This is a genomic window from Phyllobacterium sp. K27 (genome assembly GCF_054796155.1).
Genome location: NZ_CM139240.1, coordinates 1,127,375 through 1,150,987, shown reverse-complemented (window position 1 = coordinate 1,150,987; position 23,613 = coordinate 1,127,375). Strand labels below are relative to the sequence as shown.

Genomic DNA, 23,613 nt, shown 5'->3' with positions numbered 1-23,613 from the left:
AGCGTCAAGAATCCTACATGGGCCTGCGAGGGGATAGCCAGCGCAAATAGCCGCCCTCGATGGTCTCGCGGGCGACTTTCAGGATGCGGGCAAGGCGACGGCGTTCCGGTGCATTCTTCCAGTCGAGCGCGCGCATCGAGGTGACATCCGGATTGAGCAGGATGCTAGCGACGTGTCGCCGCGATGCTCCCGATTCCACACCATCCCAGGCGCGCAGCATGAGGGTTGCGCGATGTAGCTGGAACCGGGAGAGACGTTGATCGCGGGGCCACCGGCCGGACGGCTTGCCGTCGAGGTGGCGGTGGAGGCGGATCACATTGCGGATGCGCCAGAAAAAATGCTCGTCGCGCGGAATGACGAACGCTTCATTCACAGGCCGGTCTCCTTCCGGAAACCAGATGCGATGATCGCCAGCGTCATCCGCGGCCACAGCGTGCAGCCCGTCGGCGGTCAGTTCCTCGATGGAGGGCCGTGCGAGCGGGTCAGAAAGCGAGGAGGCAGCAAAGCCGTTCGGGGCTTCCCTGACAATCACGATGGCAGGAAAGAGCTGCGGGCGCCACAAGGGAGCGACTGCGAGGGCGGAGGCAGTGGGATCGGCAGGGAAACTCCAACCCCCAGCGGCGGGACAGACGGGCGATCGCCTCGTCCTTCCTCGCCTTGCCGGAAATGATCTCTTCAAGGGTCGTCTTGTAGTCCGTGCGGTATTCGCGGTTACGGCGCAGGAACTCGAAGGAGACGCCGCCGCGATCGAGGCTGCTCAATTGGTGTTCGAAGTGCGGCGACTGCCAATCCTGCAAGGGCTCCATCTCGAAATCCTCCCCAACCCGGTTGTTGCCTTCGGGATGATTCGAGTATTGGCGGAGTGGCACACTGCCAAGCCAGATAATTGGAATGCGGGGAAGCCGGCAACGCACTAATCGGAAGTTGCGCTTAGCTATTGCATTCGCGTGTCGAGGAGATGGCGGTATCCAGTCTCGGTCATCCATCGGGCGCGAGCCAGGTGAGTGTCGTGAATGCGCCTGGCGCGCTCCAGATCGGCGTCGGGATCGAGGCCGAACACGATGCGCACTACTTCGCGCCAGTCGGCGCCTTCCTCGGCCGCGTCGAGCAGCCTCAGATAGGTCGCGAAATGGGCCTCGTCATAAGCGTTGACACGGTCGGTCAGCGGCGGGCTGTCCTCGAATACTGTGTCGGTCATCAACAGGTCCTCAAAGTCTTCATCTTCGCAGTGCAACAACACCGAACACGACCGGGGTGCAATACTTTGGTCGCAGGTGGCATGTGACATTCGAGGAATGTCATCATGCCCAAAACGGCACGAGTGATTCTATATTCGCAGGCTTTTATGTCGATCATGCGTTGCTGCGGCCGTCGTGGAGGTCGATGTCTTGTGGAAAATCGAACCAGTACGCTTTTGACGCGCCGGTTCGCGGATTGAGATGCGGCGAAATGAAGATGATGATTTGTTTGCACAGCTACTTCCTGCTCATCCTGTAGAGAATACTCCGTGGTAAAATACTCTACAAGGCCGTGCACTCACTTGCATGGACATACGGGAAGTTTTTGCGTCGAATCTGAAGAGGTTGCGGCTGGCTCAAGGGCTATCGCAGGAGGAACTCGCCCATCGTGCGGACATCGACCGCACCTATGTGAGCGCGCTGGAGCGCAGCGTCTATGCGGCCGGCATCGATGTGGTCGACAGGATCGCGAAGGTGCTTGGCGTGGAAGCGTCGGAGATGTTGAAGCGGCCGGCGCCGGCCGGCGACAAGCGGAAGGGATGATGCGGGCGCAGCGCCGGACATGGCCGGCCTGCTGCCTTCGCCCTTATCGGGCGAAGGCAATGACGTCGAAGGGATCAAGCTCCGCGACGATCTCGTCGTCGTCGCCGTCGAATTCCGGCGCAGGGACCACCGAGTGGGAGCCGTCGCCGGCGCGGAAGATGACGATCGAGACCATCAGGGTGGCGGCGAGGCTGAGGGCGAAGGCTTGCGCATCTGGGAAGGACATCGTTTCGGCTCCTGTTCTTGAGGCGGGAGGACTTCCCGCTCGACAGGCGCCGATGTGTTTCGGCCACGGCCGCGGTCACCGCTGAGGCTCGTCCTCAGCGGCGGCATGCTTTGCATAGACCGACCCTTCAGGGTTGACCGTGGAAGGCCGTGATTGAAACCAAGGTCAGCCTCAAAGAGCGGGTGTGCTTCCGACAAACCTGAGCCGGACATGCCCTGGATGCGTTGCCGGAACGCCCTGGGCTGCAACCGGGATGGTCTTGATCGGCGGCTTCCGCGCTCAACGGGGTATTCTGTGGGATGCTCCGGACTGCTGCGACAGATGCCCCCATTGATGGTCTATCGCCTCGTAAGCACAAAAAATCGGGCGATGTGCGTGGTCAAGGCGTTTTCAGGGCTACCAATTTCCGCCGTTTCGCTGTCAAACGGAAAGAAAGAACAACCAGACAAGGAGAGGATTGCTCAATGACGACAGCAAACGAGATCGCCGACAAGATCGCGGGCGACCAGGGGATCCCCAAGGCACAAGCCAAAACTATAGTCGACAGCGTCTTCAGGCTAATCACCGATGCGGCGGTCAGTGGCGCCGAAACGAGTATCCCCTCCTTCGGCAAGTTCAAGCTGAAGGAAACGCCGGAACGCGAGGGTCGCAATCCCTCGACTGGAGCGACGATCAAGATCGCCGCTTCAAAGAAGCTGACCTTCGCGCCGGCCAAGGCGGTCAAGGATGCCCTGAACGGCTGAGCCATTGCGCCGCGAGCATGAAAAGAGCCCGGCGGCTTGCGCCGCCGGGCTTCAATTCGAACCGCTCAAAACGGTATCTCGTCATCGTAGTCGCGCTGGTTGCCACCCTGGCTGTCGGCCTCCTTCGCCTTGCTGAGGAAGTCCACCGTCTCGGCGATGATCTCCGTCGAGTAGCGCTCGACGCCTTCGCGATCGGTCCACTTCGTGTAGTGGATGCGGCCTCGCACCAGCACCTTCATTCCCTTTTCGCAATACTGCTGGACCGTCTTGCCGAGGCCGTTGAAGCAGGTGATGCGGTGCCATTCGGTATCCTGCACCCGGTAGCCGTCCTTGTCCCGAAGGACCTTGCCTTCGGCGTAGCGGGGGCGCGAGGTGGCCAGCGTGAAGCGGGTGATGCGGGTTTCGCTGGAGGTAGTGACGGTTTCGGGGTCCTGGCCGATGTTGCCGGCGAGAATGACGATGTTCTGCATTTGAGGTCTCCGTTGCTTCTGTCCGAGGGACCATCCCTCCGACGAGACCCGGCCAAGCCCGCCGGAGGCCGGTTGCAACCGAAGGCTCGCCGCCAAGTTCCGGTGTGGGGCGGGCAGTCGCTTCAGCGACAACACGGCCGGAATCTTGGTGGTTGCTGCCGGCAGCCGCTCGGGATTAGGGGATCAGTCAGTCGGAGGGATTTGTCCTGCGGCGAAGCTCCTCGGAGACCAGAGCAGCCCCATCGTCCTTGCCGGCAACATCGGGCATGGCGCCGAAATCCCACCGTTCAATGCGATCCGCTCGCTGACGCGCCAGGTCGCCCGATCTTCTGTTATCGGCGAATGGTTCGGGACAGCGAAGGCCACCGATGACAGGTCAGGACTCAAGACGCCCACTGGAATTCAAGGGCTCAATGCGCGGTTCTGCATGCGGGAAGAATGAAGGTGCTGGCTAGCGCGGCTGGACGCTGCTGGGTGGAGCATATCCGACGATATCGAAGCTCTACTCAACCAAGATCGGCGGCGGCGATGAACTCATCTTCAGTGGGGAGGAGACGGGAGCGCAAGGGTCTTGCGACGATCCGACCATACCTCTGAAATGAGCTGCGCGGATCGAAGACTCGGTGGCGGATGTGCGGTGGGCATTTCGGGCACAGCAGGTGCTTATGATCGATCGTTCCTTTTCGGTCCACGTTTCTTGGCACGCGCGCCGGCCCGTCGTCCGGCAACGTCCACGAGGCGTCTGAAGGTCGGGCATTCCATGTGAGGAGGCGCACGGCAATGCGCAACATGGCGCAAGGTGTCGCGCAAGGCAGTGAGCTCGCGAATCTGCCTGTCCAGTTCGTCAGCTTTCGCGTGCAACACCGCCCGCGGCAGCTCCGGTGTGCCGTTCCTGCCGAACATTCCGGAAATCTCTTCGAGCGAGAAGCCAGCCGTTTTGCCCATCGCGATCAGCTTGAGCTGCAGGAGCACTTCGGGCGGAAACTGGCGGCGCAGCCCGTTGCGGGAGACTGAGGAAATCAACCCGACCTCCTCGTAATAGCGTAGCGCGGAGGGACGTACGCCGGTCCTTGCCGATACTTCGCCTATGTCGAGAAATTTCATGCTTGACCTCAAGTCGACTTGAATTCGTAGCCTGCCTGCTCACAGCGTTTTCGGCAAGAGAGGAACAGAGGTATGGAGCAAACAGGATCGACCGCACTGAAGGGAACAGATCGCCGTGTCATGGCGACCCTGGCGCTCTCGATGCTGTTGGCGTCTCTCGGCACCAGCATCGGCAATATTGCGCTGCCGACGCTGGCGGAGGCGTTTTCCGCACCATTCCACCATGTCCAATGGGTGGTCATCGCCTATCTCGCGGCCATGACGGTTTCGGTCGTCTTCGTCGGGCGGCTTGGCGACAGGTACGGGCTGAGGCGCATGCACATTGCGGGCCTCGTTCTGTTCTGCATAACTTCGCTGCTCTGCGGCCTTGCATCGAGCCTTTGGCTTTTGGTCGGGACGAGAGCGCTTCAGGGCATTGGCGCCGCCTTCCTGATGACATTGACCATTGCGCTGGCGCGCGAAACCGCGAGCGAAGAGCGCATGGGGCGGGCGATGGGCCTGCTGGGCACGGTGTCGGCGCTCGGAACGGCTCTCGGTCCTTCGCTCGGCGGCGTTCTGCTGTCAGCGACCGGCTGGCCGGGTATCTTCCATGTGCAGGTTCCGATCGCGCTGCTTGCCCTGATCCTCGCCTTGAGTTCGCTGCCGCCCGACGTGGGTTCGACGATGCAGCAATCGGCCGGACCTCGCGCAGTTCGGAAGCGGATAACGGGACTGCTGCCCAATCTTTCTGTGAACATTCTCGTCGCCGCCGTCATGATGACCACGCTTGTGGTCGGCCCGTTCTATCTTGGCTTCGGTCTGGGCCTGACGGAGATGCGGGTCGGAATTGTCATGTCGATCGGGCCTTTGATCTCTATATTCAGCGGCGTTCCGTCCGGACATGCCGTCGACACATGGGGCGCACGGCGCGTCCTTACGGTCGGGCTGATCATGCTCGCTGTCGGAGCGTTCCTTCTGTCATTCCTGCCGGCATTGTTTGGTACGGTGGGATATGTCTTGGCCATCACGGTTCTGACGCCGGGCTATCAGCTCTTTCAGGCCGGCAACAACACCGCCGTTATGGCGGACGTTCCCAAGGACCGGCGCGGCTTGGTCTCGGGGCTGCTCAACCTGTCGCGAAACATCGGCCTCATCCTGGGCGCGTCCGTCATGGGTGGCATCTTCGCGCTTGGTGTCGGGACAAGCGACGTCGAGCAAGCATTGCCCGCGGCCATCACCAGCGGAATGCGGCTGGTGTTCATTCTAGCCGGCGGGATGATGCTCGCGGCAATCTGGATTGCTCTCCGGCGGTCAAACGGCACACCATGATCGCTACTGTGCGCCGCCGACCTCATCAAGACCTGTCCGAGAGTGGGAGGATGCGCCTGCTTGCTGCTACAAGTAGTTATGACAGGTGTGGTGCCTACTGGATGGTCGTGGCGGAAACAGGTCCGTCCATCGCGGCCTGCATCGCTCCAGCTATGACGATTGCCGGGCTTGCCTCCCCATCCATGGCGGCTTGTTCAACGATCAGTCCTCGATCAACAAGCGAGGCGATCGTGTCGGAGATAGGCACAGTCGAATCACCCAAGTAATCGCGCAGAACCTGAAGCGTGACCGGCTTCCCATCTTCCTGCAGCCTGGAAACAATGTCCAGCAGGCCGATCTGGCGGAGACGATCGGAGGAAGTCTCGCCATCGCGAGGATAATCCATGATCGCTTGAACAAACAGTGTGGAGTGATTTGTATTGCTGTAATGCGTTCTCATGGTCTGTGTCTCCTGCAACGGCTGCCTCGGGTGTCAGATTCAGCATAGAATCCCTGTGCTGATCCTAACGTTGTCAGAACGATGTTTGGAAGGCGCAAAACGAAGTCAGCCAAGTAACTCCGCAGGGCTTGATCTTGTAGCTTGTCCAGACCGGCGGCGTTCGATCGGGAGCGTCCGCACAAGGGCAGATCAGCGAGACAGAAGGGCGGCGCTGAAGGCGCTGATGTTCGTCATCGCTGCAATGCCGACGATGAGGCCACTGGTCCCGCAGAGGAGCCGAAGCGCGATCACGGAGTCGACGGCATTGTGCGCTACGCCGTAGATCAGGGCGTAGCCCGCAACGGCGGCGGGCGCGGCGAATATCCCGAGGATGACGATGCGCAGGGCGGAGTTTGCCGTCATCGCGAGCAAGGCGACGACGAGCGTGACGGTCAGGAAGGCCGCGCCGAGCGCGGCGATACCGGACATCATGAAGCTGGCGTCCATGGTATGGACGTAGCGGAACGCCGCCAGCGCGACCATGCATGGGAGTGCGCACATCGCGAAGCGAAAGGCGATGAGCGCGAGCATGATCGTGAACGAGATGGCGAGAAAGATAAGCGTCATAACCGAGGCTCCTGTAGGAAGATGGAGGGAGAAGGCAGCGCTCACGCGCTGCCGTTGAACTTCATGACCGGGATGCCGAGCTTCTTCGCCTTGTCGGTGAGGTTTTCCTGGATGCCGGTTCCGGGGAAAACGAGGACGCCGACCGGCAGGGTCTCCAGCATCGCGTCGTTGCGCTTGAAGGGGGCGGCGCGGCCATGCTTGTCCCAGTCGGGCTTGAAGGCGATGTGCGCCACCTTGCGGCTATCGGCCCATTTGGCGGCGATCAGCTCGGCGCCCTTGGGCGAGCCGCCGTGCAGCAGCACCATGTCGGGATGCCTGGCGCGGACCTGATCGAGCCTCGCCCAGACCAGGCGGTGGTCGTCGAAGTCGAGACCGCCGGTGAAGGCGACCTTGGGACCGGCGGGCAGCATCACCTCGGCCTCGGTCCGGCGCTTCGCGGCGAGGAAATCTCGGCTGTCGATCATCGCCGAGGTCAGGTGGCGATGATTGACCATCGAGCCGGAGCGTGGCCGCCAGGGTGTGCCGGTGTGGCGTTCGAAGTGCTCGGCCGCCTGGTCGCGCATCAGTTCGAAGGCGTCGCGCCGCTCGATGAGGGTCTGGCCTTCCGCCGTGAGGCGCTCCAGTTCGACGCTCTTGACCTCGGTGCCGTCCTGTTCGCGCTGGAGGCGACGTTGCGCCTGCTCGTTGTCGTCGAGCTCGCGCTCGATCCGGCTGACGGCGCGGTGGAAGAGGTTGACGGCTCCCCAGAGCAACTCTTCGAGGTCGGGTTCGAGCCGGGTGTCACCGAGGGTGGCGATGAGGGCGTCGAAAATGTCGGCGACAGCTCCGGCGACATGACCGCCTTCGGGCAGCGGCCTCGGATCGGGCTCGTCCTGGAAGGGACGCCAGCCATAGAGCTGGAGTTCGGTGATGAGGTGATCGGTCGGGGATAAGGCGTGGTCGGGCTCGAAACCGTCCTCGTGTTCGTTTCTCATTTGTGTGGTCTCCTTCGTCGTCTGACCGCGACCGCCGCGGCCTTCATGGCGCCGAAAGCCCACGGGCGGGCCGGACTGGCACCCTCGCTCGCGAGGGCCTTGATGGCCGGGCACGGCTATTTTGCTTCGCGCTGCAAAGGCGGGGCACGCGCCGCCGGCGGAAAATGGCCAGGGCGCGGCCATTGCCTTTCCGGGCCGTTTGTGGGCTCGATCGCCCTCTGAAGAAGGCCGGGTCGTGGTCTCTGCGACGATTGCCGGAGCCACGCCGAAACGAACTGGACGGCTGCGCCGCCGCCCCATTCATTCGTGACCAGCCTATGCCGCCAGCGCCATGAAGCGATTGACGTCCTCCGGGACGAGATGCGGCACGATTACCGCCCGAAGCGGGCCGATGCCGTGGAGCCGCAGATCCTCGTTGAAGTCCTCCAGCCTCGGCGACAGCACGATCGCCTCGATTCCTGCGCTCGCTGCCCGCTCGACCAGCCGGTCTCTTGCACCGTCGCCGGCCGGGTCGCGGTCACGCAGGATGTAGAGCCGCCGCAGCGTTGCCGGGAACAGAATGGCCGCGAGATGTGCGGCGGACGTGCCCGCCAGCATCGACATCTCGGGCAGGACCGAGCGCGCCGAGAGCACCGTCTCGATGCCTTCGCCTGCCGCCAGCACATCGGATGCCGCACCGAAGCGAATGCCGTGTCCGAGCAGATCGCCCATCGCACGCCTTGGCGTCTCGATCGGCGCCTTGCCGAGACGTGCCTCGGAATAGCCGGCCGGGTCCAGCCAGGTGCGATGCGCGCCGGTCACATGGCCGTCGAGATCGGTCACGGCGGCGATCATTGCCGGCCAGATTTCGGTGGGGGAATGCTCGTCCGGCCGATGATAGCAGCGCGGATGGAAGCGCAGGCTCGCCGTGCCAGAGAGGTTCGTGATGCCACGGCCGCGCAGATAGGAGGCAACCAACGTGCCGTGGATCGATCGCGACATGGCCAGCAGCCGCCGTGCCGCTTCGGGCGAGCCGGGAGATGCTGGCGAACGTCGAGCGTTCTCGTGTTCCTGTTGCGGGAGACTGAGAAAGCTCCGCGCTTCCTCTGCGACGTCCTTGAAGTCGACGAGGCCGAGCGTTTCGCGGATGACGTCGAGCAGGTCGCCGTGCTCACCGGTCGCTGCGTCGGTCCAGCGCCCGCAAGCGCCTCGGCCGCTCTCCGGGCCGACGAGGCGCACGAACATCGAGCGCCCTTTGGTGTTGCGGACGTCGCCCACCAGCCAGTAGCGGCCGCACCGGCGGCCGTTGGGGAGATAATGGCGGCACACCGCCTCGGCCCTGCGACCGAGACGGATCGCCAGTTCGGAGACATCGTAGCGAGGCATCACGCAGCCTCGCGCTCGCCGATGCGCTGGACCGGCCAGCGTTCGAGGATTTTTGTGAGAACCTCCGGCCCCTTGGCGTCCGTGGGCACGAACATGCGCAGCTTCCACGAGATGATCTCGTGGAAGAGGCCGTAGGCTGTCAGGCGCTCGCGCATCGTGTCGGTGAAGCCGCTGAGCTCGATGCGGTTCGCACCCATGACGCGGCTGCGTCGGAGCTGGAGTCCCTCGGTGAGGTCGAGGATCGTCCGACCTTCCGTCAGCGCCATGAAGGCGTCATCCGGCGTCAGCGACGACGTACCCGTCGCGGTGGCTTCGGCCACCCAGGCGGGCGAGACGCGCCGACCGATGATGCGCTCGCCATCGTCGGTCTGGAGCCGGTAAACACGCGTCGACTCGCGCGGCAGGCGCTTCCAGATCGGCAGCAGCAGCCCCGAAACCATGTGCAGCGTGGAATCGGAGAACTCCGGCACTTGCGCCAGTTCGGCACTCCATGCCTCTGCGAAGCTCTTGCGGTCGGTGTCGAGCCAATGGCTGCCTGCCATCGCCTCGACGGGAATGGTGTGGGTCTCCATCGGTCGGATCAGACGAACGCGATACTGGACATCGCCATCGTCGGTCATCACGGACGGCGCACGGACCTGCACGGCAGCGCGTCCCGAACGCTCGTTGACGAGGAGTTCCGCACGCGGATCGTCGAGTTCGGCAAGTGCGTCGTCGAGCGTGATGGGGCGGTTACGCCGGCGCTGGGTGATGGTCAGCAGCCGGGTCTCCGCGCCGGTGCCGGGATGGGCGTAGATCACCTGCCGATCGGTGACGGCAAAACTCTCAGCCGTCAGGGTCTCCAAGCCCATGTCGTAGGTGCCGGAGGCAATTGCGCCTTCGATCCGCGCATTGAGCAACTGCTCGAAGGCGGTGAAGATGATGCCCTGAAGCTCGATGGTGAGCGCGAGCAGCCGGTTGAGGAAGGTGGTGATCGGCGGCAGATCGTCCTTGAGGCCGGTCGAATCCATCAGCTTGAGGCCGGTGGCGGACTCGAAACGATCGAGCGAGCAGCCCTCGACCTTGCCGCGCACCAGCAGGAGATAGAGCTGGCGTAGTGCATCGCGAGCATAGTGCGATTCCAGATTGTCCTCGGGCCGGAACAGGCCCTGTCCACCGGTCTGGCGCTGGCCGCGCGTGATCGCGCCCAGCGTGTCGAGGCGACGGGCGATGGTCGAGAGGAACCGCTTCTCGGCCTTCACAGTGGTGGCGATCGGCCGGAACAGCGGCGGCTGCGCCTGATTGGTGCGGTGCGTGCGGCCGAGCCCCTGGATGGCGGCGTCGGCCTTCCAGCCGGGCTCCAGCAGGTAGTGGACGCGCAGCCGCGTGTTCTTGGCCGACAGCTCGGCATGATAGCTGCGCCCAGTGCCGCCGGCATCGCTGAACACGAGAACCCGCTTCTGATCGTCCATGAAGGCGGCGGTTTCGGCCAGATTGGCCGAGCCGGCACGGTTCTCGACCATGAGCCGGTCGATGCCGCCGGGACTGGTGGTGCGCACGATCCGCCGGGACCGGCCGGTGACCTCGGCCACCATGTCGGTGCCAAAATGCTGGACGATCTGGTCGAGCGCGCCGGGGACCGGCGGCAGGCTGGCGAGTTTTGCGATCAGCGCGTCTCGGCGGGCAACCGCTTCGCGGCTTTCAACCGGCTGGCCGTCGCGCGTGACAGGCCGCGACGACAGGTTGCCCTCCGAGTCGGTGAAGGGCTCGTAGAGCTGCACCGGGAAGGAATGCTGCAAGTACGACAATACGTACTCACGGGGAGAGAGATCGATCCTCAGATCGTTCCACTCCTCGGTGGGGATCTCGGCGAGGCGGCGTTCGGTGAGCGCTTCGCCGGTCGAGACGATCTGCACGACGGCGGCATGGCCCGCCTCCAGATCGGTCGTGATCGACCGCAGCAAGGTGGGCGTCTTCATGGTGGTCAGCAGATGGCCGAAGAAGCGCTGCTTGGTGCTCTCGAAGGCAGAACGCGCCGCGGATTTCGCCTGGCGGTTCAGCGTGCCGGCGCTGCCGGTAATGTTGGCCGCCTCCATCGCGGCGTCGAGATTGTTATGGATGATGGCGAAGGCCCCGGCATAGGCATCGTAGATGCGGGTCTGCTCGGGCGTCAGCGCGTGCTCGACCAGTTCGTATTCGACACCGTCGAAGGAAAGCGAGCGGGCCGTGTAAAGACCCAGCGCGCGCAGATCGCGTGCCAGCACCTCCATCGCTGCCACACCGCCGGCCTCGATCGCCTCGACGAACTCGGCGCGTGTCGTGAACGGGAAATCCTCGCCGCCCCAGAGGCCGAGCCGCTGGGCATAGGCGAGATTGTGAACATTGGTGGCACCAGTCGCCGAGACGTAGACGACACGCGCGTCCGGCAGTGCGTGTTGAAGGCGCAGCCCGGCGCGGCCCTGCTGCGAGGGCGCGGTATCGCCGCGCTCGCCCTTTCCGCCGACCGCGTTCTGAAGCGAATGGCATTCGTCGAAGATGATGACGCCGTCGAAGGCACTTGCATTCCCTGTCGCGGCTTCGCCGCTCCCCGCCTCTTGTGCGAGCCAGTCGACGATCTGCTGGACGCGGGACGCTTTCCCGCCACGCTCGTCGGTCCTGAGTGTGGCGTAGGTGGTGAACAGGATACCCTCGGACAACGTGATCGGTTTGCCTTGCGTGAACCGCGACTGCGGCGTGATCAGCAGGCGCTCCATGCCGAGCGCCGACCAGTCCCGCTGCGCGTCTTCGAGCAGTTTGTCGGACTTGGAGATCCAGACGGCCTTCCTTCGTCCCTGCATCCAGTTGTCGAGGATGATCGCCGCCGATTCACGGCCCTTGCCGACCCCGGTGCCGTCGCCGATCATGAAGCCGCGGCGGAAGCGCACGGTGTTCTTCGCGTCGTCGCGTGCGGCGGTCACGACGTCGAAAGTCTCGTCGACCGTCCACGATCCGGCGAGATGATCGGAATGGGCCTCGCCGGCGAGGATCAGGGTTTCGAGCTGGGCGTCGGACAGCAGGCCGCCCGTGACGAGACCTGCCGGCAGGCGCGGCCGATAGCTCGGCTTCGGCGGCGCGACGGAAGCCATTGCCGCCGACTGCACCAGTTTTGTCGGATGAGGCTGCGCATCGGGAATGCGGATCGACTGGAGCCGGTATTCCTCATAGATGGCGTCGGTGATGCGGCCGACATCCGACTCCTGCCGCTCGATGGCCTCGTAGGCGAGATCGACGGCCTCCGGCTCGGCAAGGAGCTTTCTCGGCGCGGCCTTCGCCGCACGAGCGATGTAGCCGCGCACGCTGCGCGGTGCGGGCGTCGCTGCGACCGGAACCGCAATGGCGGGATCGACCGGCAGGCGAACCGGCACATGTTCGGCTATCCAGCCCATCAGCGTCACAGCGTCGGGTGCAACCCCGAGCGCGGCCGGAAACACGGCCGGATCGTCGGCGGGCAGCTTGTCGATCACGGTGAGCCGCGTCGGGAATGTCGTGCCGTGCTTCGCGTAGACCGAACCGTCGATCGCGGCCGAGAACACGACGCGGCCGCGCTCCTGCAGCCGGGCATAGGCGGATATCCAGGCCGGCGCGTCGGGCGCGAAGTTCGCGCCGGTGATGGTGACGAGACGGCCGCCCGGAGCAAGGCGCGCAAGCGCCGAGGCGACATGGCGCAACGTGGCGTCGGCCATTCGTCCCTCGACATTGGCCATGACGGAAAATGGCGGATTCATCAGTACGACGCTCGGCACAGTGGCCGGATCGAGATGATCGTCGATCTGGGCGGCGTCGAAGCGGGTGACGGAAACTGCTGGAAAGAGGGAGGCGAGCAGGCCCGCGCGCGTTTCGGCCAACTCGTTGAGAGCCAGCGTGCCGCCGGCGATCTCGGCGAGAATGGCGAGAAGGCCGGTGCCGGCCGAAGGCTCAAGCACGCGGTCGGCCGAGGTGATGGCGGCGGCAGTCGTGGCCACCAGGCCGAGCGGGATCGGGGTCGAGAACTGCTGGAAGGACTGCGCCTCCTCGGATCGGCGCGTGTGAGTCGGCAGAAGTGCTGCGACCCTAGCCAGCATGGGAAGCGCGGCAGCAGGCGAGCCTGCCTTGCGCAAGAGCGTCCTGCCGAACTTGCGCAGGAACAGCACGGTTGCCGCCTCGCAGGCCTCGTAGGCGGTCTTCCAGGTCCAGGTGCCGGTCGCATCGGAGCCGCCAAAGGCGGCCTCCATGGCGTGGCGGAGCATCGGAGCGTCGATGCGCTGACCGCGTTCGAGATGAGGAAGGAGGAGCCGCGCGACCGAAAGGATGGCGGTGGCGGAATCGGCTTCGGAGGCGAGCGGGATCGGCGCGGCCGCCTCAGTGGCCACGGTTGCAGACATCATGTTCATGCGAGGAACCTCGGGAGAGCGGGACAGGATCGAGCCCGCGCAGCGCTCTCTCTCCACCGCACCGGCTCGAATCCATCCCGGGCCTTCCTCTGGCTCTCAGGCCGCGGCCATCAATCCACGCCATCAGGCGATGCGCTGGTCGCGGCTTGTAATGGCCAGACGGCGAAGAAGATCGCCGCTCGGCGGACAAGAACGTTACCCCACGACAGCGGTCGCCACATGGCTCAGGTGGCTGGATTGGCGGCGTCGGGCGAAAGAGGCTCGCTCGAGCCTCCTTCATGGTTTCCATAGCAATGCGAGAATGAAGTCAGCCCTCGGGCTTGCAAGTGGCAGGAAGGATCAGTCAGACGCGCGCTTCCCTCACCGCTTTGATCTCGCGAGAGCCTATCCCCCGGCTCACGTAGCATCTCACGGTCAGTTATTGTCGAAATCGGTCAACCAGGTGAACAACGCACTACGCAGTTTCGCGATAGTTTTCTTCGGCAGATGAGTATTCTCCAAGCGATCGGTAATGATCCTCCGGCAGGAATTCAAGTTACATGCGGAATTTCCATGTCGTGCTCCATAGATGTGTTCTAACATCCTATCGCCCCGCCACGGATTGATACTACTGTAGAATTTTACAGTAGCGACACCGCCGCATCGGCGGAAATCAGGCTAAGCGGCGGCCGCATGCGACTGGATCGAATGGGGTAAAACAAAGATTCTTGTGGTAACGTCACGCTGCCCTGAGCAGGGCGGCCCGAGCCATCTGACGCCAGTCGGAGTGAACCAGGCGGCCCTCGAGCACACTGGCACGGAATCGGAGGCGGCGGGCGGTGTCGTGATTGTCCCAACCGGCCTCGATAGAGGCTTCGCCGGCAGTTTGCTCGCCTTTTCAACGACAAGACGGGCTTCGCCATCGGAGGCGACCGGATCGCACCACCTGACGCCGCGTTGCCAAGGCTCTCCCGCGAGAACCAGGCACTGCTCGTCGTCAAGAACCACGAACAGCCGTGGCTCGAAATCGAGGGCATTGTCTTCACCGGTGTCGATACGCTCAAGTCTGGCGATCCCCTCGACGCAGGCGATAGCCTGATCCAGGGAATAGCATTGATCCAGCTCGACGGTATGAACCACCGTATAGGAGCCGAAGGTTGGTTCATCTTCGAGATAACGGATCTCGCCGAGGCAGGTGATCCGCAGCGGAAATTTGCGGGCGACCGCCTGCGTGGCGACCGCATACGAGCGTGGGACGGCAGGCGCTACAAATCCGATGTTGTTCATTACGATGTCTCCGTGACGGGCGGCGGAAGCCTCTCTCCCGCTCAACATCCCGTCGCGGCCAAACCGACAGCCCTCTCCCTCTCATCGCTCGCGAATGAAGACCGTGTCTGGCATGAAAAAAGCGCCCCACCGATCGATAGGGCGCTGATTGTCGTTCAGTCGATGGCCTGGAATATCTCCGACGCCTCCGGATGGCCGCTCGAATAGGCGTGAAGGCGATCGTAGCCTTCCGCCAGAAGGTCGGATTCGAACCGGAAGGAGAGATGCGAGAAGGTGAACAGCGTGGCTATGATGCCGGCAGCTTCCGCCGAGATCTCGCCGCGATACTCCGTGATGTCGCTCTCGATCCGGAAACGCGGGCGGCGGGCCGGCGCGAGGAACAAAGGTTGGCCGGCGCGCTCATAGAAATTCCAGAAGCCGCCGCCATAGTCCCGTGGACTGAGCCGTTCCATGAACGTATAGACGGCGTTCTCGGCGACGATCAGCAGCGGAAGCCCGAACAGTGTCGGCAAGAACATCTCGCGGCGATCGTCCTGAACTGGAGTTGCAAGGTGGGGCATGGTGAGTTGGGTCGTCATGGCCAGTTTCTCCGGAGAGCTTGAAAGGACAGGTCCGTACGACGCTCTCTCGTCCCGCCCGGACCTGTTCCCGCTCCACAGCCCTCTTGCTCTCAGACCCTCCAAAGGCCATCCGAAATCTCGCGCGCGATAAGTGCGCGAGCCTTCATCATGACGTCGTCGCCACGGGTTTCCGGATGCTCGAAGAAGCGGGCGCCGGGGCCGTTTTCGGGCCAGTCCGCGTAATAGCAGTAGGTTTTCTCCGTCAACCGGAAGGCGCGCATGTCGGCAGCCCAATGCGGCTTCGGCTCGACGACCACGGTGATGCTGCCGCGTGTTTCCTCCCACGGCAGCGAGCGAGCTGCGGGGGCGTTTTCTCGATCATTTGCGAAAATGGCATCTATGCCGATCATCCCGCGCCTCCGCCGTCGGGTTTCCGGAGGAAGCCCGTCGGATCCTCGGGGTTCGGCGGCAGATAGGCGTCGTAGGGGTTCTGGTCGGCGAGATGGCCGAACGGCGTGAATATGTAGTCGTCACCATCGCGGCCGACAGCAGCGATGACATAACGTTTCTCGCCTGTGAGCGCATCGGCGCATTCCATCAGCGCGAGATTGCCGTCGCCGGCCGCCCTAAGCAGCGTATCGAAGTTGGTGCGGGCGTGATCGGGAATAGCCATTGTTTGGGCCTCCTGAAACGAAATGGCCCGGCGCTCTCGTGGCGGCCGGGCCGGGTTGTGAATCGGGTCGTGGTCCTGGACGTCACGCTGCCGCGCGGCCCTCGACGACGTCGGCGCCGATCTCGTCGGCGGTGACTTCTTCCAGTCTGGCGGAGCTGTATCCCGCCTTCGCCAGCCAGAGCTCGGCGGCCTCGCGGTTCTCCGCGAGATGCAGCAGTTCCACGTTGTCGCCGAGCTGTTGCAGGACGCGGACCTGACCGATCCGCGGGCGCTCGACGATCTCAAAGGAGAGATCGCTGTCGAGCGAATGCGTACGCATGACGGTGACGAGGATCACGCCGCCGCTGGCGAAATTCCCCTCATGCAGGGTGAAGCATGGCGGGCTCGAATAGGTCGGCCGCTCGCGCGCCGGTTCCTTGCGCACGAGGCGCCCGACGCCGTTATGCCGCTCCCAGGCCGCCAGCTTCTTGGTGTAGCGGGCGGGTGGTTTCGGGGCGTGATCAGTGTAACGGATGAGCGAGCCGAGCGGCGCATTCGCGTGGACAATGTGAGCTGACATGGAAATCGTCTCCTGAAACGAAAATGGCCCGGCGGAATGCCGGGCCATGAGGTGGAAGGGGGAATGAACGGGGCGACCGAAGCCGCTCCGCAGCAGGTTATTCGGCGGCGATCATGTTGATCGGCTCACCGATGGCCTCGGCATCCGGTGATGCTTCGGCGTCGTTCGCGAGGAATGCCGGCAGTTCCTCGTCACCGGTGTCGCCATCCATGCCGACGGCATGCTCCGGCTCGGCATCGAGCAGACGCAGCGGCTCGGGCAGCCAGCCCGTATCCGCCAGGAGACGCTCGGCCTCCCTGGCCATGTCACCCTTCTTCAGATGCTCGATCAGCGAGGCTGCACGCTCGCCAGCACCTTCGCGCACGGCTTCGAGGATGCGGGGCTTGGTGACGCGGCCGAGATAGTTTTCGACCGTCGGCCGCCATCCGGCGCCCTCCACCATGTCGAGACCCGTGGCGCGCGCCAGCCGGTCGGCGTGGGACATGCGCTTTTCCAGCCCATGCGGCGAGACGCCGTGGCCGCCGTAGGGGTTGGGCTTCTCGTAGAGGGCGTTGACGCCATAGGCGACGCAATGGGCGAGCAGCGCCATGCGGCTGGCGTCGTCGAGGCCGGCGATCCAGTCCCAGAGAGCGTCGTCGTCGGTCGGAAGATCCGCCTTCCAGTCCTCGTAGCGGGCAGTGATGGCCTTGGCGGACGGGCTGTCCTTCAGGTCCGTTCCCTGCGCCGAGAAGAAGTGATGGCGCACGGTGACTTCGAGGCACCCGCTCGGAGCGGAATAGTGATAGCGCTCCATCACCAGCCGGTGCAGCAGCGCCGTCATGGCGACGTGGGGATGGTTCGCCAGCGCATCATGCAGTGCCAGCGTCCGATGCGCCGTCAGTTCCGAGACCAGCCGCTCGGGCAACGGCTTGATGACGTCTTCCTCATCGTCCTCCTGCGGCTCGGCCGGCTGGCCGCCGATGGTGATGACCGCACGCTGGATATGCGGCGCCTGCGGATCGCTGCCATCCTGACCGGAGCCTTCAGCCTCGGGCGCACCGCCGTCGACGGCTGCTGCCGGCTCGTCCTCGGGCCGGATATAGCCGCGATCGACGATCAGATCGCCATCGGAATCGACGCTGATGAACACGCCGGCAATGGCAACCTCGGCCGGGTCGTAGATGGCCGGCCGGCGCTCGAAGGCGTTGAGCGCGCTTTCGATCTCACTGAGCCGCTGGTCGACCTCATCTGGCAGCTCGTCGTAGTCAGCGTACTCGGCCTCGAGACGCTCCTGGTCCTTGCGCAGCTTTTCGCGCTCCCGGCGTTCCTTGCTGCTCAATTCGGCGGCCGTGCCGGTGAGCGCCCGCAGGTCGTAGTCGTAGCCATACGGGAGTTCGAGGCTGACGATGATCCACTTCCAGCCTTCGGCTGCAACCTCGTCGGCGACCGACTTGAGCTTGTCGGAGACGAGTTGGTCGAGCAGCGCAACGTTTTCCAGCCAGCCCTCGTCCTCGTCGTCGAACAGGTAGCGCGGCAGCACCGGGCCACCGGCCGCGACGTAAGCGTCAAGGCCGATGAATCCGGCACGCTTGTCGGAAGCCGGAACCGTGGTCTCGGTCAGCATGTTGCGGATGCGCCAGGGCTCGCGATAGTGCGACTGCCTGACAGCGTCCCACACCTGCTCCTGACGGGCGTGATCTGGATGGGCGGTGAACGCCTCCAGTACCGCCAGCGTCATGCCGTTCTCGGCATAGATTTCAAGCAGCTTCGGTGACACCGAGGCAAGGCGCAGGCGCTGTTCGACATAGCGCTGCGTGGTGAAATAGGCGGCGGCGACTTCCTCCGTCGACATGCCGCCCTCGACCATGCGGTTGAAGGCGCGATACTGGTCGAGCGGATGGAGGGCGAGGCGATGCGTGTTCTCGGCCAGCGAGTCATCGACCGCCGTGGTCTTCGCATCCGCCTTCTTGACAATGCAGGGGATGAGGCCGTCCTCCGGGAAGCGGCCTGCTTTCACGAGCCGGGCGATCGAGCGATAGCGGCGACCGCCGGCCGGCGTCTCGAAATCGCCGGTCTCGTTGCCGTCGTCGTCAAGGATAGCGCGGACATTAAGGCCCTGCACGAGATCCTCGCGGCGCTCGATGTCGAAGGTGAGTTCGTCGAGGCCAGCCTCGACGTCGGTCTCGCGAACGTTGCTGTCGGACAGCCTGATGCGGTTGAACGGAATATCGCGCGACCGCGAAAAGACGATCATCGGGACAGCGGACTTCTTCTTGGCAGCTTTCCTGGCCATGGTGGTTTCTCCGTGACGGGCGCCGAGAGCCTCTCTCTCCGCTTCAAACCCGTCACAAAAACCCCATCTCCTCTCTTACTCTCTGCGGGCGATCATGCCGCCGTTCTGTCAGGCAGGGGCATGGTATCGGCAGTTGGCTGCTCGTCCAACGGCAGAAAGGAGAGTATCCAGTCCGCCGCCTTGCTTGCTTGCGAGGCGGCGCGGAAGATGACGCGGTTGTCGGCCCGCATCGTGTCGATCCATGCGCCAATGTAATCGCTGTGCCTCACAGTTGGCGCGATCCCGAGCGCCGCGCAGGTGTAGGCTGCCGAAATCTCGGCCACGCATTCCTCGAAAAAATAGCGCTTCGAGCCGAATAAGCCACCGAGATCGCGGCTAAGACGGGAATCATGGCCGCTTGCATGACTGACCTCATGCAAGGCCGTCCGGCTCCAGTTTATCGGCTCGAAGAAGGCTTGCGGCGGAGGGACTCGGACATAATTATTCAGGACATTGAAGTAGGCGCGATCGCCGCCGATGCGGAAGTCGATGCCAGTCGCCTTGATGAGAGCATCGACCCTCGGTTCGATCAGGCAGGGCGGTGGAGGTGGCGCCGTTGCCTCGATTTCCTCGGGGAGGTTTTCGCACTGCACTGTGTTGAACACTGTGAAGCGCTTGAGAAAAGGTATCGCGTACGCTTCCTCACCGGTCTCGCAGGCGCGCTTCTTCTCATCCTCGGGTGTGAAGCGGTCGGCATTGACGACGGTCGTGCCGCGCTCGCCCTTGCGAACGTTTCCTCCAAGCGACAAGGCCTGGCGAAACGTCAGCCAGCCCTGACCGGGAAAGCCATGCTCGATGACCGCGCCCCAGAGAATGAGTACATTGATCCCGGAATAATTCCGGTTCGTCGACGCGTTCCTCGGCAGGCCGAGCGGCGCCTTGGCGGCAGATGTGCCCCAGGGCAGGACCCAGGGCACACGGCCTTCCTCCAGTTCGGCGATGATCTTATTGGTGACGTCGTCGTAAAGGCTCGTACGGTCCGAGCCGGCGCGAGCATTGCGGTCTTGTCTGGCCATCGGGATTGTCTCCGCAACGGGCGCCGGAGGCCCTTCCTCCAGTCCTCAACCCGTCACAGGAAACCCGACCGAGCTCTTCCTCTCAGGGGGCGTTGCGGGGCGCTCCCCGCTCGAAGGGTGTGCCGGCGACCGCGACGCCGGCCAAGGGGAAGGCATGCCCCCGAGTATGACATCCCCGGCGTCGTGGAAAACCGGTCCATAAGGATGCCCAGAGCGAGCCCACCCTCGACATCATCAGAGGACCCCAGTGAGTTTTGTCGTCCACCGGAACGGCGATTCCGGTAAAGAAAAAGGACTGGCTTTGCGAACTACGGTATGCTATTGTCCTACGACGCTTAGAAGGAAGACCGTTATGGCAAATCTCGCTCCTGTGAGCGTCAGGGTCTCGCCGAAAGAGCGCGAATTGCTCGAGGCAGCGGCCGAACAATCCCGCACCAACCTGAGCGACTTCATCCGCCGCAAGGCGGTGGAAGCCGCCGAACTTGAACTCATCCATCAAAACCGTGTGGTTATTCCCGCGATTGATTGGGAGAAATTCGAGGCATGGGTCGATAACCCGCCGAAGGATGTCCCCGCTCTGCGTGATCTTGCAAAGACCCGTCCGGCATGGCGCGACTGACTCCGCCCCGCCAGCTTCGCGAGGATGATGACAGGGAGAGTTTTGATTGCGGCCGCGAGACGATGAACCAATGGTTCCGGCGGCACGCCTGGCGCAATCAGCAACTCGACATTTCCCGAACCACGGTGATGTGCGATGCGGCGACCGGCGACATTGCTGGATATGTGACCTTGGCCACCGGCTATATCGAAAGGGAGTATCTGCCGAAGCAATCGCAACGAAACAGACCGGAACACATTCCAGTTTTCCTGCTCGGCCAACTCGCCGTTGACCGGCGGTATCAGGGAATGGGACTTGCGCGCTCCCTGCTGTTCTACGCTCTGGCGACATCGGTACGCATTGCCCGGACAATCGGATGCGTCGGAATCCTGACACACCCGCTCGATGACGAGGTTCGCAGATTCTATCAACGGTTCGGGTTCGAGGACCTGCCTTACGATCCGCGGCGCAGCATGATCTTTAGGATTAAGGACCTCAAGCAGAACGGCTTCGATGACGAATGATGGTCTGGAGAAATACGCAGAAGAAAGCGGAACCAACAGGATGAAACCTTGTAGAATTCCAGTATTTTTACGATGGAGTTCGTTCCTTCCGTCGCAAGATGTACGAGGAACTGCGAAACGGCGCGAAGGGGAGCGGCGCTCTACGCTGAAGGTCGCTGATATGCGCGCGAATTCGCATTCAAATCCGCCGGTTTCCGGCCCAGACTTTGCCGGGAGCGGAATGGTCCGCTCGACGGCGAGGATCGCGTTGTGGCAAGGCCGAGACGAACGACAGCGGAAAGGGTGCGGCTGGTCCTCGAACCGTCGCCGCGCGCTGCCGTCCATGATCCGGCGAAGCCCGATCCTCGCCTCATCGAACTCGTCCGCGTGCTTGCACGGCAGGCCGCAAAGGATTTTGTCGAAGCCGAAGGGAAGCGTGAAGCCGGCGATCGCCTCCCCGAATAGGGAGGCCGTCTCATGAAGGTCGCGCTCTACGCCCGTTATTCTTCCGATAATCAGCGCGACGCCTCCATTGAAGATCAGCTTCGCATCTGCCGCGCCCGCGCTGAGCGCGAAGGCTGGCAGATCGTCGACAGCTATACAGACCGCGCGATTTCAGGCGCGTCCCTGATCCGGCCCGGCATCCAGGAGCTGATCGCCGATGGCCTCAAGCGCCGGTTCGACGTGATCCTCACGGAGTCGCTCGACCGCCTCTCGCGCGATCAGGAGGATATCGCCGGCTTCTACAAGCGGATGCGCTTCGCCGGCATCGCCATCGTTACACTGTCGGAAGGCGAAGTGAGCGAATTGCATATCGGCCTCAAGGGGACGATGGGCGCGCTTTACCTGAAAGACCTTGCCGACAAGACGCGCCGCGGCCTGCGTGGCCGTGTCGAGGAAGGTAAGTCCGGTGGCGGATTGTGCTTCGGCTACGACGTCGTCAAGCAGTTCGACGGCAACGGCGAGGCGATCCGCGGCGAACGGAAGATCAACGAGGCGGAGGCGGCCCTGGTGCGCCGCATCTTCGCGGACTATCTCGCCGGACAGTCGTCCCGTACGATCGCCATGGCCCTGAACCGTGAGGGGATCCCCGGCCCGCAGGGCAAGGAATGGGGACCGACGACGATCCACGGCAATCCCAAGCGCGGCGCCGGCATCCTCAACAATGAGCTCTATGTCGGCAAGCTGGTCTGGAACCGGCTGCGCTACCTGAAGGACCCTGATACGGGCAAGCGCGTCTCGCGCCTCAACCCCGAAAACGATTGGGTCATCCAGGACGTGCCCGAGCTGCGGATCGTGGATCAGGAGGTGTGGGACGCGGTAAAGGCCCACCAGAAAATCCTCGCCTATGAACCGCCCGCCGAGGCAGGCGAGAATACACTGAACGACCGTCGCCGGCCGAAGCACCTATTCACCGGCCTCGTCAAATGTGGTTGCTGCGGAAGCGGCTACACTATGATCTCCAAGGACCTGCTCGGCTGCTTCGGCGCCCGCAACAAGGGCATCTGCGAGAACCGGGTCAACATCCGGCGCGATGCGCTCGAGAAGTCCGTCCTGCAGGGCCTCCATACGCATTTGATGGAGCCGGGGCTGTTCAAGGAGTTCTGCGCCGAGTTCACCCGTGAGGTGAACCGCCGGCGCATCGAGCGCAGCACCGGCTTGGACTCCGCGCGGCGCCAGTTGGAAAAGACGGAGAAGCAAATCCGGGGAATCATCGAGGCCATCAAGGAAGGCATGTTCCAGCCGTCGATGAAGAGCGAGATGGACGCTCTTGAGGCACGTAAGGCCGAATTGGAACAGATTCTGGCGAATGCCGACGTGCCGCCGCCCCTATTGCATCCGAATATGGCGGAGATCTACCATCAGCGGATTTCGACGCTCTACGGCGATCTCCAGAACGAGGAAACGACGGCACAGGCGGCGCTGACCTTCCGTTCCCTCGTCGACCGGATCGAACTATTCCCCGACGGCAACGACCTTCAGATCGTGCTGCGTGGCGATCTGGCTGCGATCCTGCGGTTTGCGGCGGCAAAGAAAAACCCCGACGTCCTTTCGGAAGTCGGGGTTTTGGATGACCTGCTATCGCAGGGATCGGTGGTTGCGGGGACAGGATTTGAACCTGTGACCTTCAGGTTATGAGCCTGACGAGCTACCGGGCTGCTCCACCCCGCGCCACCAAGAACGGCAGATTTGCCGCAGCAGCCCGGATTTTTCCGTTTGTCCGGCCTCAAAAGCGAAGGAGCTTTTTCGGTTCCGGACGGGGTGCTGCTCCACCCCGCGTTATCAAGAACGGCAGATTTGCCGCAGCAGCCCGGATTGTTCCGTTTGTCCGGCCTCAAAAGCGAAGGAGCTTTTTCGGTTCCGGACGGGGTGCTGCTCCACCCCGCGTTATCAAGAACGGCAGATTTGCCGCAGCAGCCCGGATTTTTCCGTTTGTCCGGCCTCAAAAGCGAAGGAGCTTTTTCGGTTCCGGACGGGGTGCTGCTCCACCCCGCGTTATCAAGAACGGCAAGTTTGCCGCAGCAGCCCGGATTGTTCCGTTTGTCCGGCCTTTAAAAGCGAGGTGCTTTTTGGCTTTGGACGGGGTGCTGTCTGCCCTTTTTGCAGCGTTGCCGCTGTATTGAGTTTTGGTTGTTTATCCAGAATTTATTCTGAATGTATTCCAAAAGCAAAAGGCCGCGACCTGAACATGTTCTGGCGCGGCCTGATTGGTCTGTTGTGTA

Annotated in this window: 27 protein-coding genes and 1 tRNA gene; 10 read left to right on the top strand and 18 right to left on the bottom strand. The window is 63.2% G+C overall.

The genetic code is table 11. The features are described 5' to 3' along the window. Positions 1 to 13: 13 nt before the first annotated feature. From ACYJL1_RS05770 to ACYJL1_RS05760, 3 genes are all read right to left on the bottom strand, one after another. Complete coding sequence (locus ACYJL1_RS05770; RefSeq protein WP_460897446.1) at positions 14 to 562, bottom strand: DUF2285 domain-containing protein; 549 nt, start codon at positions 560 to 562, stop codon at positions 14 to 16. Beyond that, positions 483 to 806, bottom strand: coding sequence for a transcriptional regulator domain-containing protein (locus ACYJL1_RS05765; protein ID WP_460897445.1), 324 nt, complete (start codon positions 804 to 806; stop codon positions 483 to 485). Before ACYJL1_RS05765 ends, ACYJL1_RS05770 begins: the two co-directional genes overlap by 80 nt. A gap of 128 nt (positions 807 to 934) precedes the next feature. After that, positions 935 to 1,198, bottom strand: coding sequence for a DNA -binding domain-containing protein (locus ACYJL1_RS05760; RefSeq protein ID WP_460897444.1), 264 nt, complete (start codon positions 1,196 to 1,198; stop codon positions 935 to 937). 346 nt (positions 1,199 to 1,544) lie between these two features. Here ACYJL1_RS05760 and ACYJL1_RS05755 point away from each other — a divergent pair, with 346 nt between their 5' ends. Beyond that, positions 1,545 to 1,781 carry a helix-turn-helix domain-containing protein gene (locus tag ACYJL1_RS05755; protein ID WP_460897443.1) on the top strand — a complete coding sequence of 79 codons (237 nt, stop codon included), beginning with the start codon at positions 1,545 to 1,547 and terminating at the stop codon, positions 1,779 to 1,781. A gap of 43 nt (positions 1,782 to 1,824) precedes the next feature. Here the strand turns inward: ACYJL1_RS05755 and ACYJL1_RS05750 are convergent, their stop codons facing one another. Then, complete coding sequence (locus ACYJL1_RS05750) at positions 1,825 to 2,007, bottom strand: hypothetical protein (RefSeq protein ID WP_460897442.1); 183 nt, start codon at positions 2,005 to 2,007, stop codon at positions 1,825 to 1,827. Between the two features lie 464 nt (positions 2,008 to 2,471). On the opposite strand from ACYJL1_RS05750, the gene ACYJL1_RS05745 reads away from it, so the two are divergent. Continuing rightward, positions 2,472 to 2,750, top strand: coding sequence for an HU family DNA-binding protein (locus ACYJL1_RS05745; RefSeq protein ID WP_460897441.1), 279 nt, complete (start codon positions 2,472 to 2,474; stop codon positions 2,748 to 2,750). Between the two features lie 65 nt (positions 2,751 to 2,815). Here ACYJL1_RS05745 and ACYJL1_RS05740 read toward each other — a convergent pair whose 3' ends face one another. After that, the gene (locus ACYJL1_RS05740) at positions 2,816 to 3,220 is read right to left on the bottom strand and encodes a single-stranded DNA-binding protein (protein ID WP_265615150.1); all 405 of its coding nucleotides are present in this window, start codon (positions 3,218 to 3,220) and stop codon (positions 2,816 to 2,818) included. Between the two features lie 148 nt (positions 3,221 to 3,368). Between ACYJL1_RS05740 and ACYJL1_RS05735 the strand changes: the two genes are divergently transcribed. After that, a complete protein-coding gene (locus ACYJL1_RS05735; protein ID WP_460897440.1) occupies positions 3,369 to 3,662 on the top strand; it encodes a hypothetical protein in 294 nt (97 codons plus the stop codon). Between the two features lie 221 nt (positions 3,663 to 3,883). Here the strand turns inward: ACYJL1_RS05735 and ACYJL1_RS05730 are convergent, their stop codons facing one another. Further along, entirely contained in the window at positions 3,884 to 4,324 is a 441-nt protein-coding gene (locus ACYJL1_RS05730) for a helix-turn-helix domain-containing protein (protein ID WP_460897439.1), read from the bottom strand. A gap of 72 nt (positions 4,325 to 4,396) precedes the next feature. On the opposite strand from ACYJL1_RS05730, the gene ACYJL1_RS05725 reads away from it, so the two are divergent. Beyond that, a complete protein-coding gene (locus ACYJL1_RS05725) occupies positions 4,397 to 5,632 on the top strand; it encodes an MFS transporter (protein ID WP_460897438.1) in 1,236 nt (411 codons plus the stop codon). A 94-nt stretch (positions 5,633 to 5,726) separates the two neighbouring features. On the opposite strand, the gene ACYJL1_RS05720 is transcribed toward ACYJL1_RS05725, so the two are convergent. The 5 genes from ACYJL1_RS05720 to ACYJL1_RS05700 form a co-directional block, all read right to left on the bottom strand. Then, a complete protein-coding gene (locus ACYJL1_RS05720; RefSeq protein WP_460897437.1) occupies positions 5,727 to 6,071 on the bottom strand; it encodes a hypothetical protein in 345 nt (114 codons plus the stop codon). A 189-nt stretch (positions 6,072 to 6,260) separates the two neighbouring features. Further along, positions 6,261 to 6,677, bottom strand: a complete 417-nt coding sequence (locus ACYJL1_RS05715) for a hypothetical protein (protein WP_460897436.1) — start codon at positions 6,675 to 6,677, stop codon at positions 6,261 to 6,263. Positions 6,678 to 6,718: 41 nt separating this feature from the next. Next, positions 6,719 to 7,651: a DUF2493 domain-containing protein gene (locus ACYJL1_RS05710; RefSeq protein WP_460897435.1), complete on the bottom strand. Its 933-nt coding sequence runs from the start codon at positions 7,649 to 7,651 to the stop codon at positions 6,719 to 6,721. A 315-nt stretch (positions 7,652 to 7,966) separates the two neighbouring features. Further along, on the bottom strand, positions 7,967 to 9,016 hold the full coding sequence (locus tag ACYJL1_RS05705; protein ID WP_460897434.1) for a DUF7146 domain-containing protein: 1,050 nt from the start codon (positions 9,014 to 9,016) through the stop codon (positions 7,967 to 7,969). Further along, positions 9,016 to 13,404 carry a strawberry notch-like NTP hydrolase domain-containing protein gene (locus tag ACYJL1_RS05700; RefSeq protein WP_460897433.1) on the bottom strand — a complete coding sequence of 1,463 codons (4,389 nt, stop codon included), beginning with the start codon at positions 13,402 to 13,404 and terminating at the stop codon, positions 9,016 to 9,018. Before ACYJL1_RS05700 ends, ACYJL1_RS05705 begins: the two co-directional genes overlap by 1 nt. Positions 13,405 to 14,340: 936 nt before the next feature. Between ACYJL1_RS05700 and ACYJL1_RS05695 the strand changes: the two genes are divergently transcribed. Next, positions 14,341 to 14,877 (top strand): hypothetical protein, encoded by a 537-nt coding sequence (locus tag ACYJL1_RS05695; RefSeq protein ID WP_460897432.1) that lies wholly within the window; start codon positions 14,341 to 14,343, stop codon positions 14,875 to 14,877. Here the strand turns inward: ACYJL1_RS05695 and ACYJL1_RS05690 are convergent. From ACYJL1_RS05690 to ACYJL1_RS05665, 6 genes are all read right to left on the bottom strand, one after another. After that, positions 14,826 to 15,248, bottom strand: a complete 423-nt coding sequence (locus ACYJL1_RS05690) for an antirestriction protein (RefSeq protein ID WP_460897431.1) — start codon at positions 15,246 to 15,248, stop codon at positions 14,826 to 14,828. The two genes, ACYJL1_RS05695 and ACYJL1_RS05690, sit on opposite strands and share 52 nt — an antisense overlap. 92 nt (positions 15,249 to 15,340) lie before the next feature. After that, the gene (locus ACYJL1_RS05685; protein WP_460897430.1) at positions 15,341 to 15,640 is read right to left on the bottom strand and encodes a hypothetical protein; all 300 of its coding nucleotides are present in this window, start codon (positions 15,638 to 15,640) and stop codon (positions 15,341 to 15,343) included. Continuing rightward, entirely contained in the window at positions 15,637 to 15,903 is a 267-nt protein-coding gene (locus ACYJL1_RS05680; RefSeq protein ID WP_460897429.1) for a DUF6117 family protein, read from the bottom strand. Before ACYJL1_RS05680 ends, ACYJL1_RS05685 begins: the two co-directional genes overlap by 4 nt. A gap of 82 nt (positions 15,904 to 15,985) precedes the next feature. Then, positions 15,986 to 16,462 (bottom strand): hypothetical protein, encoded by a 477-nt coding sequence (locus ACYJL1_RS05675; protein ID WP_460897428.1) that lies wholly within the window; start codon positions 16,460 to 16,462, stop codon positions 15,986 to 15,988. 97 nt (positions 16,463 to 16,559) lie between these two features. Continuing rightward, complete coding sequence (locus ACYJL1_RS05670) at positions 16,560 to 18,734, bottom strand: ParB/RepB/Spo0J family partition protein (protein ID WP_460897427.1); 2,175 nt, start codon at positions 18,732 to 18,734, stop codon at positions 16,560 to 16,562. A 92-nt stretch (positions 18,735 to 18,826) separates the two neighbouring features. Beyond that, positions 18,827 to 19,789, bottom strand: a complete 963-nt coding sequence (locus tag ACYJL1_RS05665) for an ArdC family protein (RefSeq protein WP_460897426.1) — start codon at positions 19,787 to 19,789, stop codon at positions 18,827 to 18,829. 352 nt (positions 19,790 to 20,141) lie between these two features. On the opposite strand from ACYJL1_RS05665, the gene ACYJL1_RS05660 reads away from it, so the two are divergent. The 4 genes from ACYJL1_RS05660 to ACYJL1_RS05645 all read left to right on the top strand — a co-directional run bounded on the left by ACYJL1_RS05660 (position 20,142) and on the right by ACYJL1_RS05645 (position 23,029). Further along, positions 20,142 to 20,408, top strand: coding sequence for a type II toxin-antitoxin system TacA family antitoxin (locus tag ACYJL1_RS05660; RefSeq protein WP_460897425.1), 267 nt, complete (start codon positions 20,142 to 20,144; stop codon positions 20,406 to 20,408). Further along, positions 20,396 to 20,911 carry a GNAT family N-acetyltransferase gene (locus ACYJL1_RS05655; protein WP_460897424.1) on the top strand — a complete coding sequence of 172 codons (516 nt, stop codon included), beginning with the start codon at positions 20,396 to 20,398 and terminating at the stop codon, positions 20,909 to 20,911. Before ACYJL1_RS05660 ends, ACYJL1_RS05655 begins: the two co-directional genes overlap by 13 nt. A 249-nt stretch (positions 20,912 to 21,160) precedes the next feature. Beyond that, positions 21,161 to 21,355 carry a hypothetical protein gene (locus ACYJL1_RS05650; RefSeq protein WP_460897423.1) on the top strand — a complete coding sequence of 65 codons (195 nt, stop codon included), beginning with the start codon at positions 21,161 to 21,163 and terminating at the stop codon, positions 21,353 to 21,355. A gap of 12 nt (positions 21,356 to 21,367) precedes the next feature. Beyond that, positions 21,368 to 23,029 carry a recombinase family protein gene (locus tag ACYJL1_RS05645; protein ID WP_460897944.1) on the top strand — a complete coding sequence of 554 codons (1,662 nt, stop codon included), beginning with the start codon at positions 21,368 to 21,370 and terminating at the stop codon, positions 23,027 to 23,029. Here the strand turns inward: ACYJL1_RS05645 and ACYJL1_RS05640 are convergent. Further along, positions 22,986 to 23,062 (bottom strand) — tRNA-Met (locus ACYJL1_RS05640). The two genes, ACYJL1_RS05645 and ACYJL1_RS05640, sit on opposite strands and share 44 nt — an antisense overlap. 18 nt (positions 23,063 to 23,080) lie before the next feature. Between ACYJL1_RS05640 and ACYJL1_RS05635 the strand changes: the two genes are divergently transcribed. Continuing rightward, positions 23,081 to 23,446, top strand: a complete 366-nt coding sequence (locus ACYJL1_RS05635; protein WP_460897422.1) for a hypothetical protein — start codon at positions 23,081 to 23,083, stop codon at positions 23,444 to 23,446. Positions 23,447 to 23,613 lie beyond the last annotated feature (167 nt).

What these genes read in the sequence shown, in the direction of transcription:
- ACYJL1_RS05665 (WP_460897426.1), bottom strand. Translation starts at nt 19,789, where the DNA reads ATGGCCAGACAAGACCGCAATGCTCGCGCCGGCTCGGACCGTACGAGC.
- ACYJL1_RS05760 (WP_460897444.1), bottom strand. Translation starts at nt 1,198, where the DNA reads ATGACCGACACAGTATTCGAGGACAGCCCGCCGCTGACCGACCGTGTC.
- ACYJL1_RS05730 (WP_460897439.1), bottom strand. Translation starts at nt 4,324, where the DNA reads ATGAAATTTCTCGACATAGGCGAAGTATCGGCAAGGACCGGCGTACGT.
- ACYJL1_RS05740 (WP_265615150.1), bottom strand. Translation starts at nt 3,220, where the DNA reads ATGCAGAACATCGTCATTCTCGCCGGCAACATCGGCCAGGACCCCGAA.
- ACYJL1_RS05680 (WP_460897429.1), bottom strand. Translation starts at nt 15,903, where the DNA reads ATGGCTATTCCCGATCACGCCCGCACCAACTTCGATACGCTGCTTAGG.
- ACYJL1_RS05660 (WP_460897425.1), top strand. Translation starts at nt 20,142, where the DNA reads ATGGCAAATCTCGCTCCTGTGAGCGTCAGGGTCTCGCCGAAAGAGCGC.
- ACYJL1_RS05655 (WP_460897424.1), top strand. Translation starts at nt 20,396, where the DNA reads ATGGCGCGACTGACTCCGCCCCGCCAGCTTCGCGAGGATGATGACAGG.
- ACYJL1_RS05685 (WP_460897430.1), bottom strand. Translation starts at nt 15,640, where the DNA reads ATGATCGGCATAGATGCCATTTTCGCAAATGATCGAGAAAACGCCCCC.
- ACYJL1_RS05755 (WP_460897443.1), top strand. Translation starts at nt 1,545, where the DNA reads ATGGACATACGGGAAGTTTTTGCGTCGAATCTGAAGAGGTTGCGGCTG.
- ACYJL1_RS05750 (WP_460897442.1), bottom strand. Translation starts at nt 2,007, where the DNA reads ATGTCCTTCCCAGATGCGCAAGCCTTCGCCCTCAGCCTCGCCGCCACC.
- ACYJL1_RS05725 (WP_460897438.1), top strand. Translation starts at nt 4,397, where the DNA reads ATGGAGCAAACAGGATCGACCGCACTGAAGGGAACAGATCGCCGTGTC.
- ACYJL1_RS05720 (WP_460897437.1), bottom strand. Translation starts at nt 6,071, where the DNA reads ATGAGAACGCATTACAGCAATACAAATCACTCCACACTGTTTGTTCAA.
- ACYJL1_RS05715 (WP_460897436.1), bottom strand. Translation starts at nt 6,677, where the DNA reads ATGACGCTTATCTTTCTCGCCATCTCGTTCACGATCATGCTCGCGCTC.
- ACYJL1_RS05705 (WP_460897434.1), bottom strand. Translation starts at nt 9,016, where the DNA reads ATGCCTCGCTACGATGTCTCCGAACTGGCGATCCGTCTCGGTCGCAGG.
- ACYJL1_RS05670 (WP_460897427.1), bottom strand. Translation starts at nt 18,734, where the DNA reads ATGGCCAGGAAAGCTGCCAAGAAGAAGTCCGCTGTCCCGATGATCGTC.
- ACYJL1_RS05765 (WP_460897445.1), bottom strand. Translation starts at nt 806, where the DNA reads ATGGAGCCCTTGCAGGATTGGCAGTCGCCGCACTTCGAACACCAATTG.
- ACYJL1_RS05710 (WP_460897435.1), bottom strand. Translation starts at nt 7,651, where the DNA reads ATGAGAAACGAACACGAGGACGGTTTCGAGCCCGACCACGCCTTATCC.
- ACYJL1_RS05645 (WP_460897944.1), top strand. Translation starts at nt 21,368, where the DNA reads ATGAAGGTCGCGCTCTACGCCCGTTATTCTTCCGATAATCAGCGCGAC.
- ACYJL1_RS05700 (WP_460897433.1), bottom strand. Translation starts at nt 13,404, where the DNA reads ATGAACATGATGTCTGCAACCGTGGCCACTGAGGCGGCCGCGCCGATC.
- ACYJL1_RS05690 (WP_460897431.1), bottom strand. Translation starts at nt 15,248, where the DNA reads ATGACGACCCAACTCACCATGCCCCACCTTGCAACTCCAGTTCAGGAC.
- ACYJL1_RS05675 (WP_460897428.1), bottom strand. Translation starts at nt 16,462, where the DNA reads ATGTCAGCTCACATTGTCCACGCGAATGCGCCGCTCGGCTCGCTCATC.
- ACYJL1_RS05745 (WP_460897441.1), top strand. Translation starts at nt 2,472, where the DNA reads ATGACGACAGCAAACGAGATCGCCGACAAGATCGCGGGCGACCAGGGG.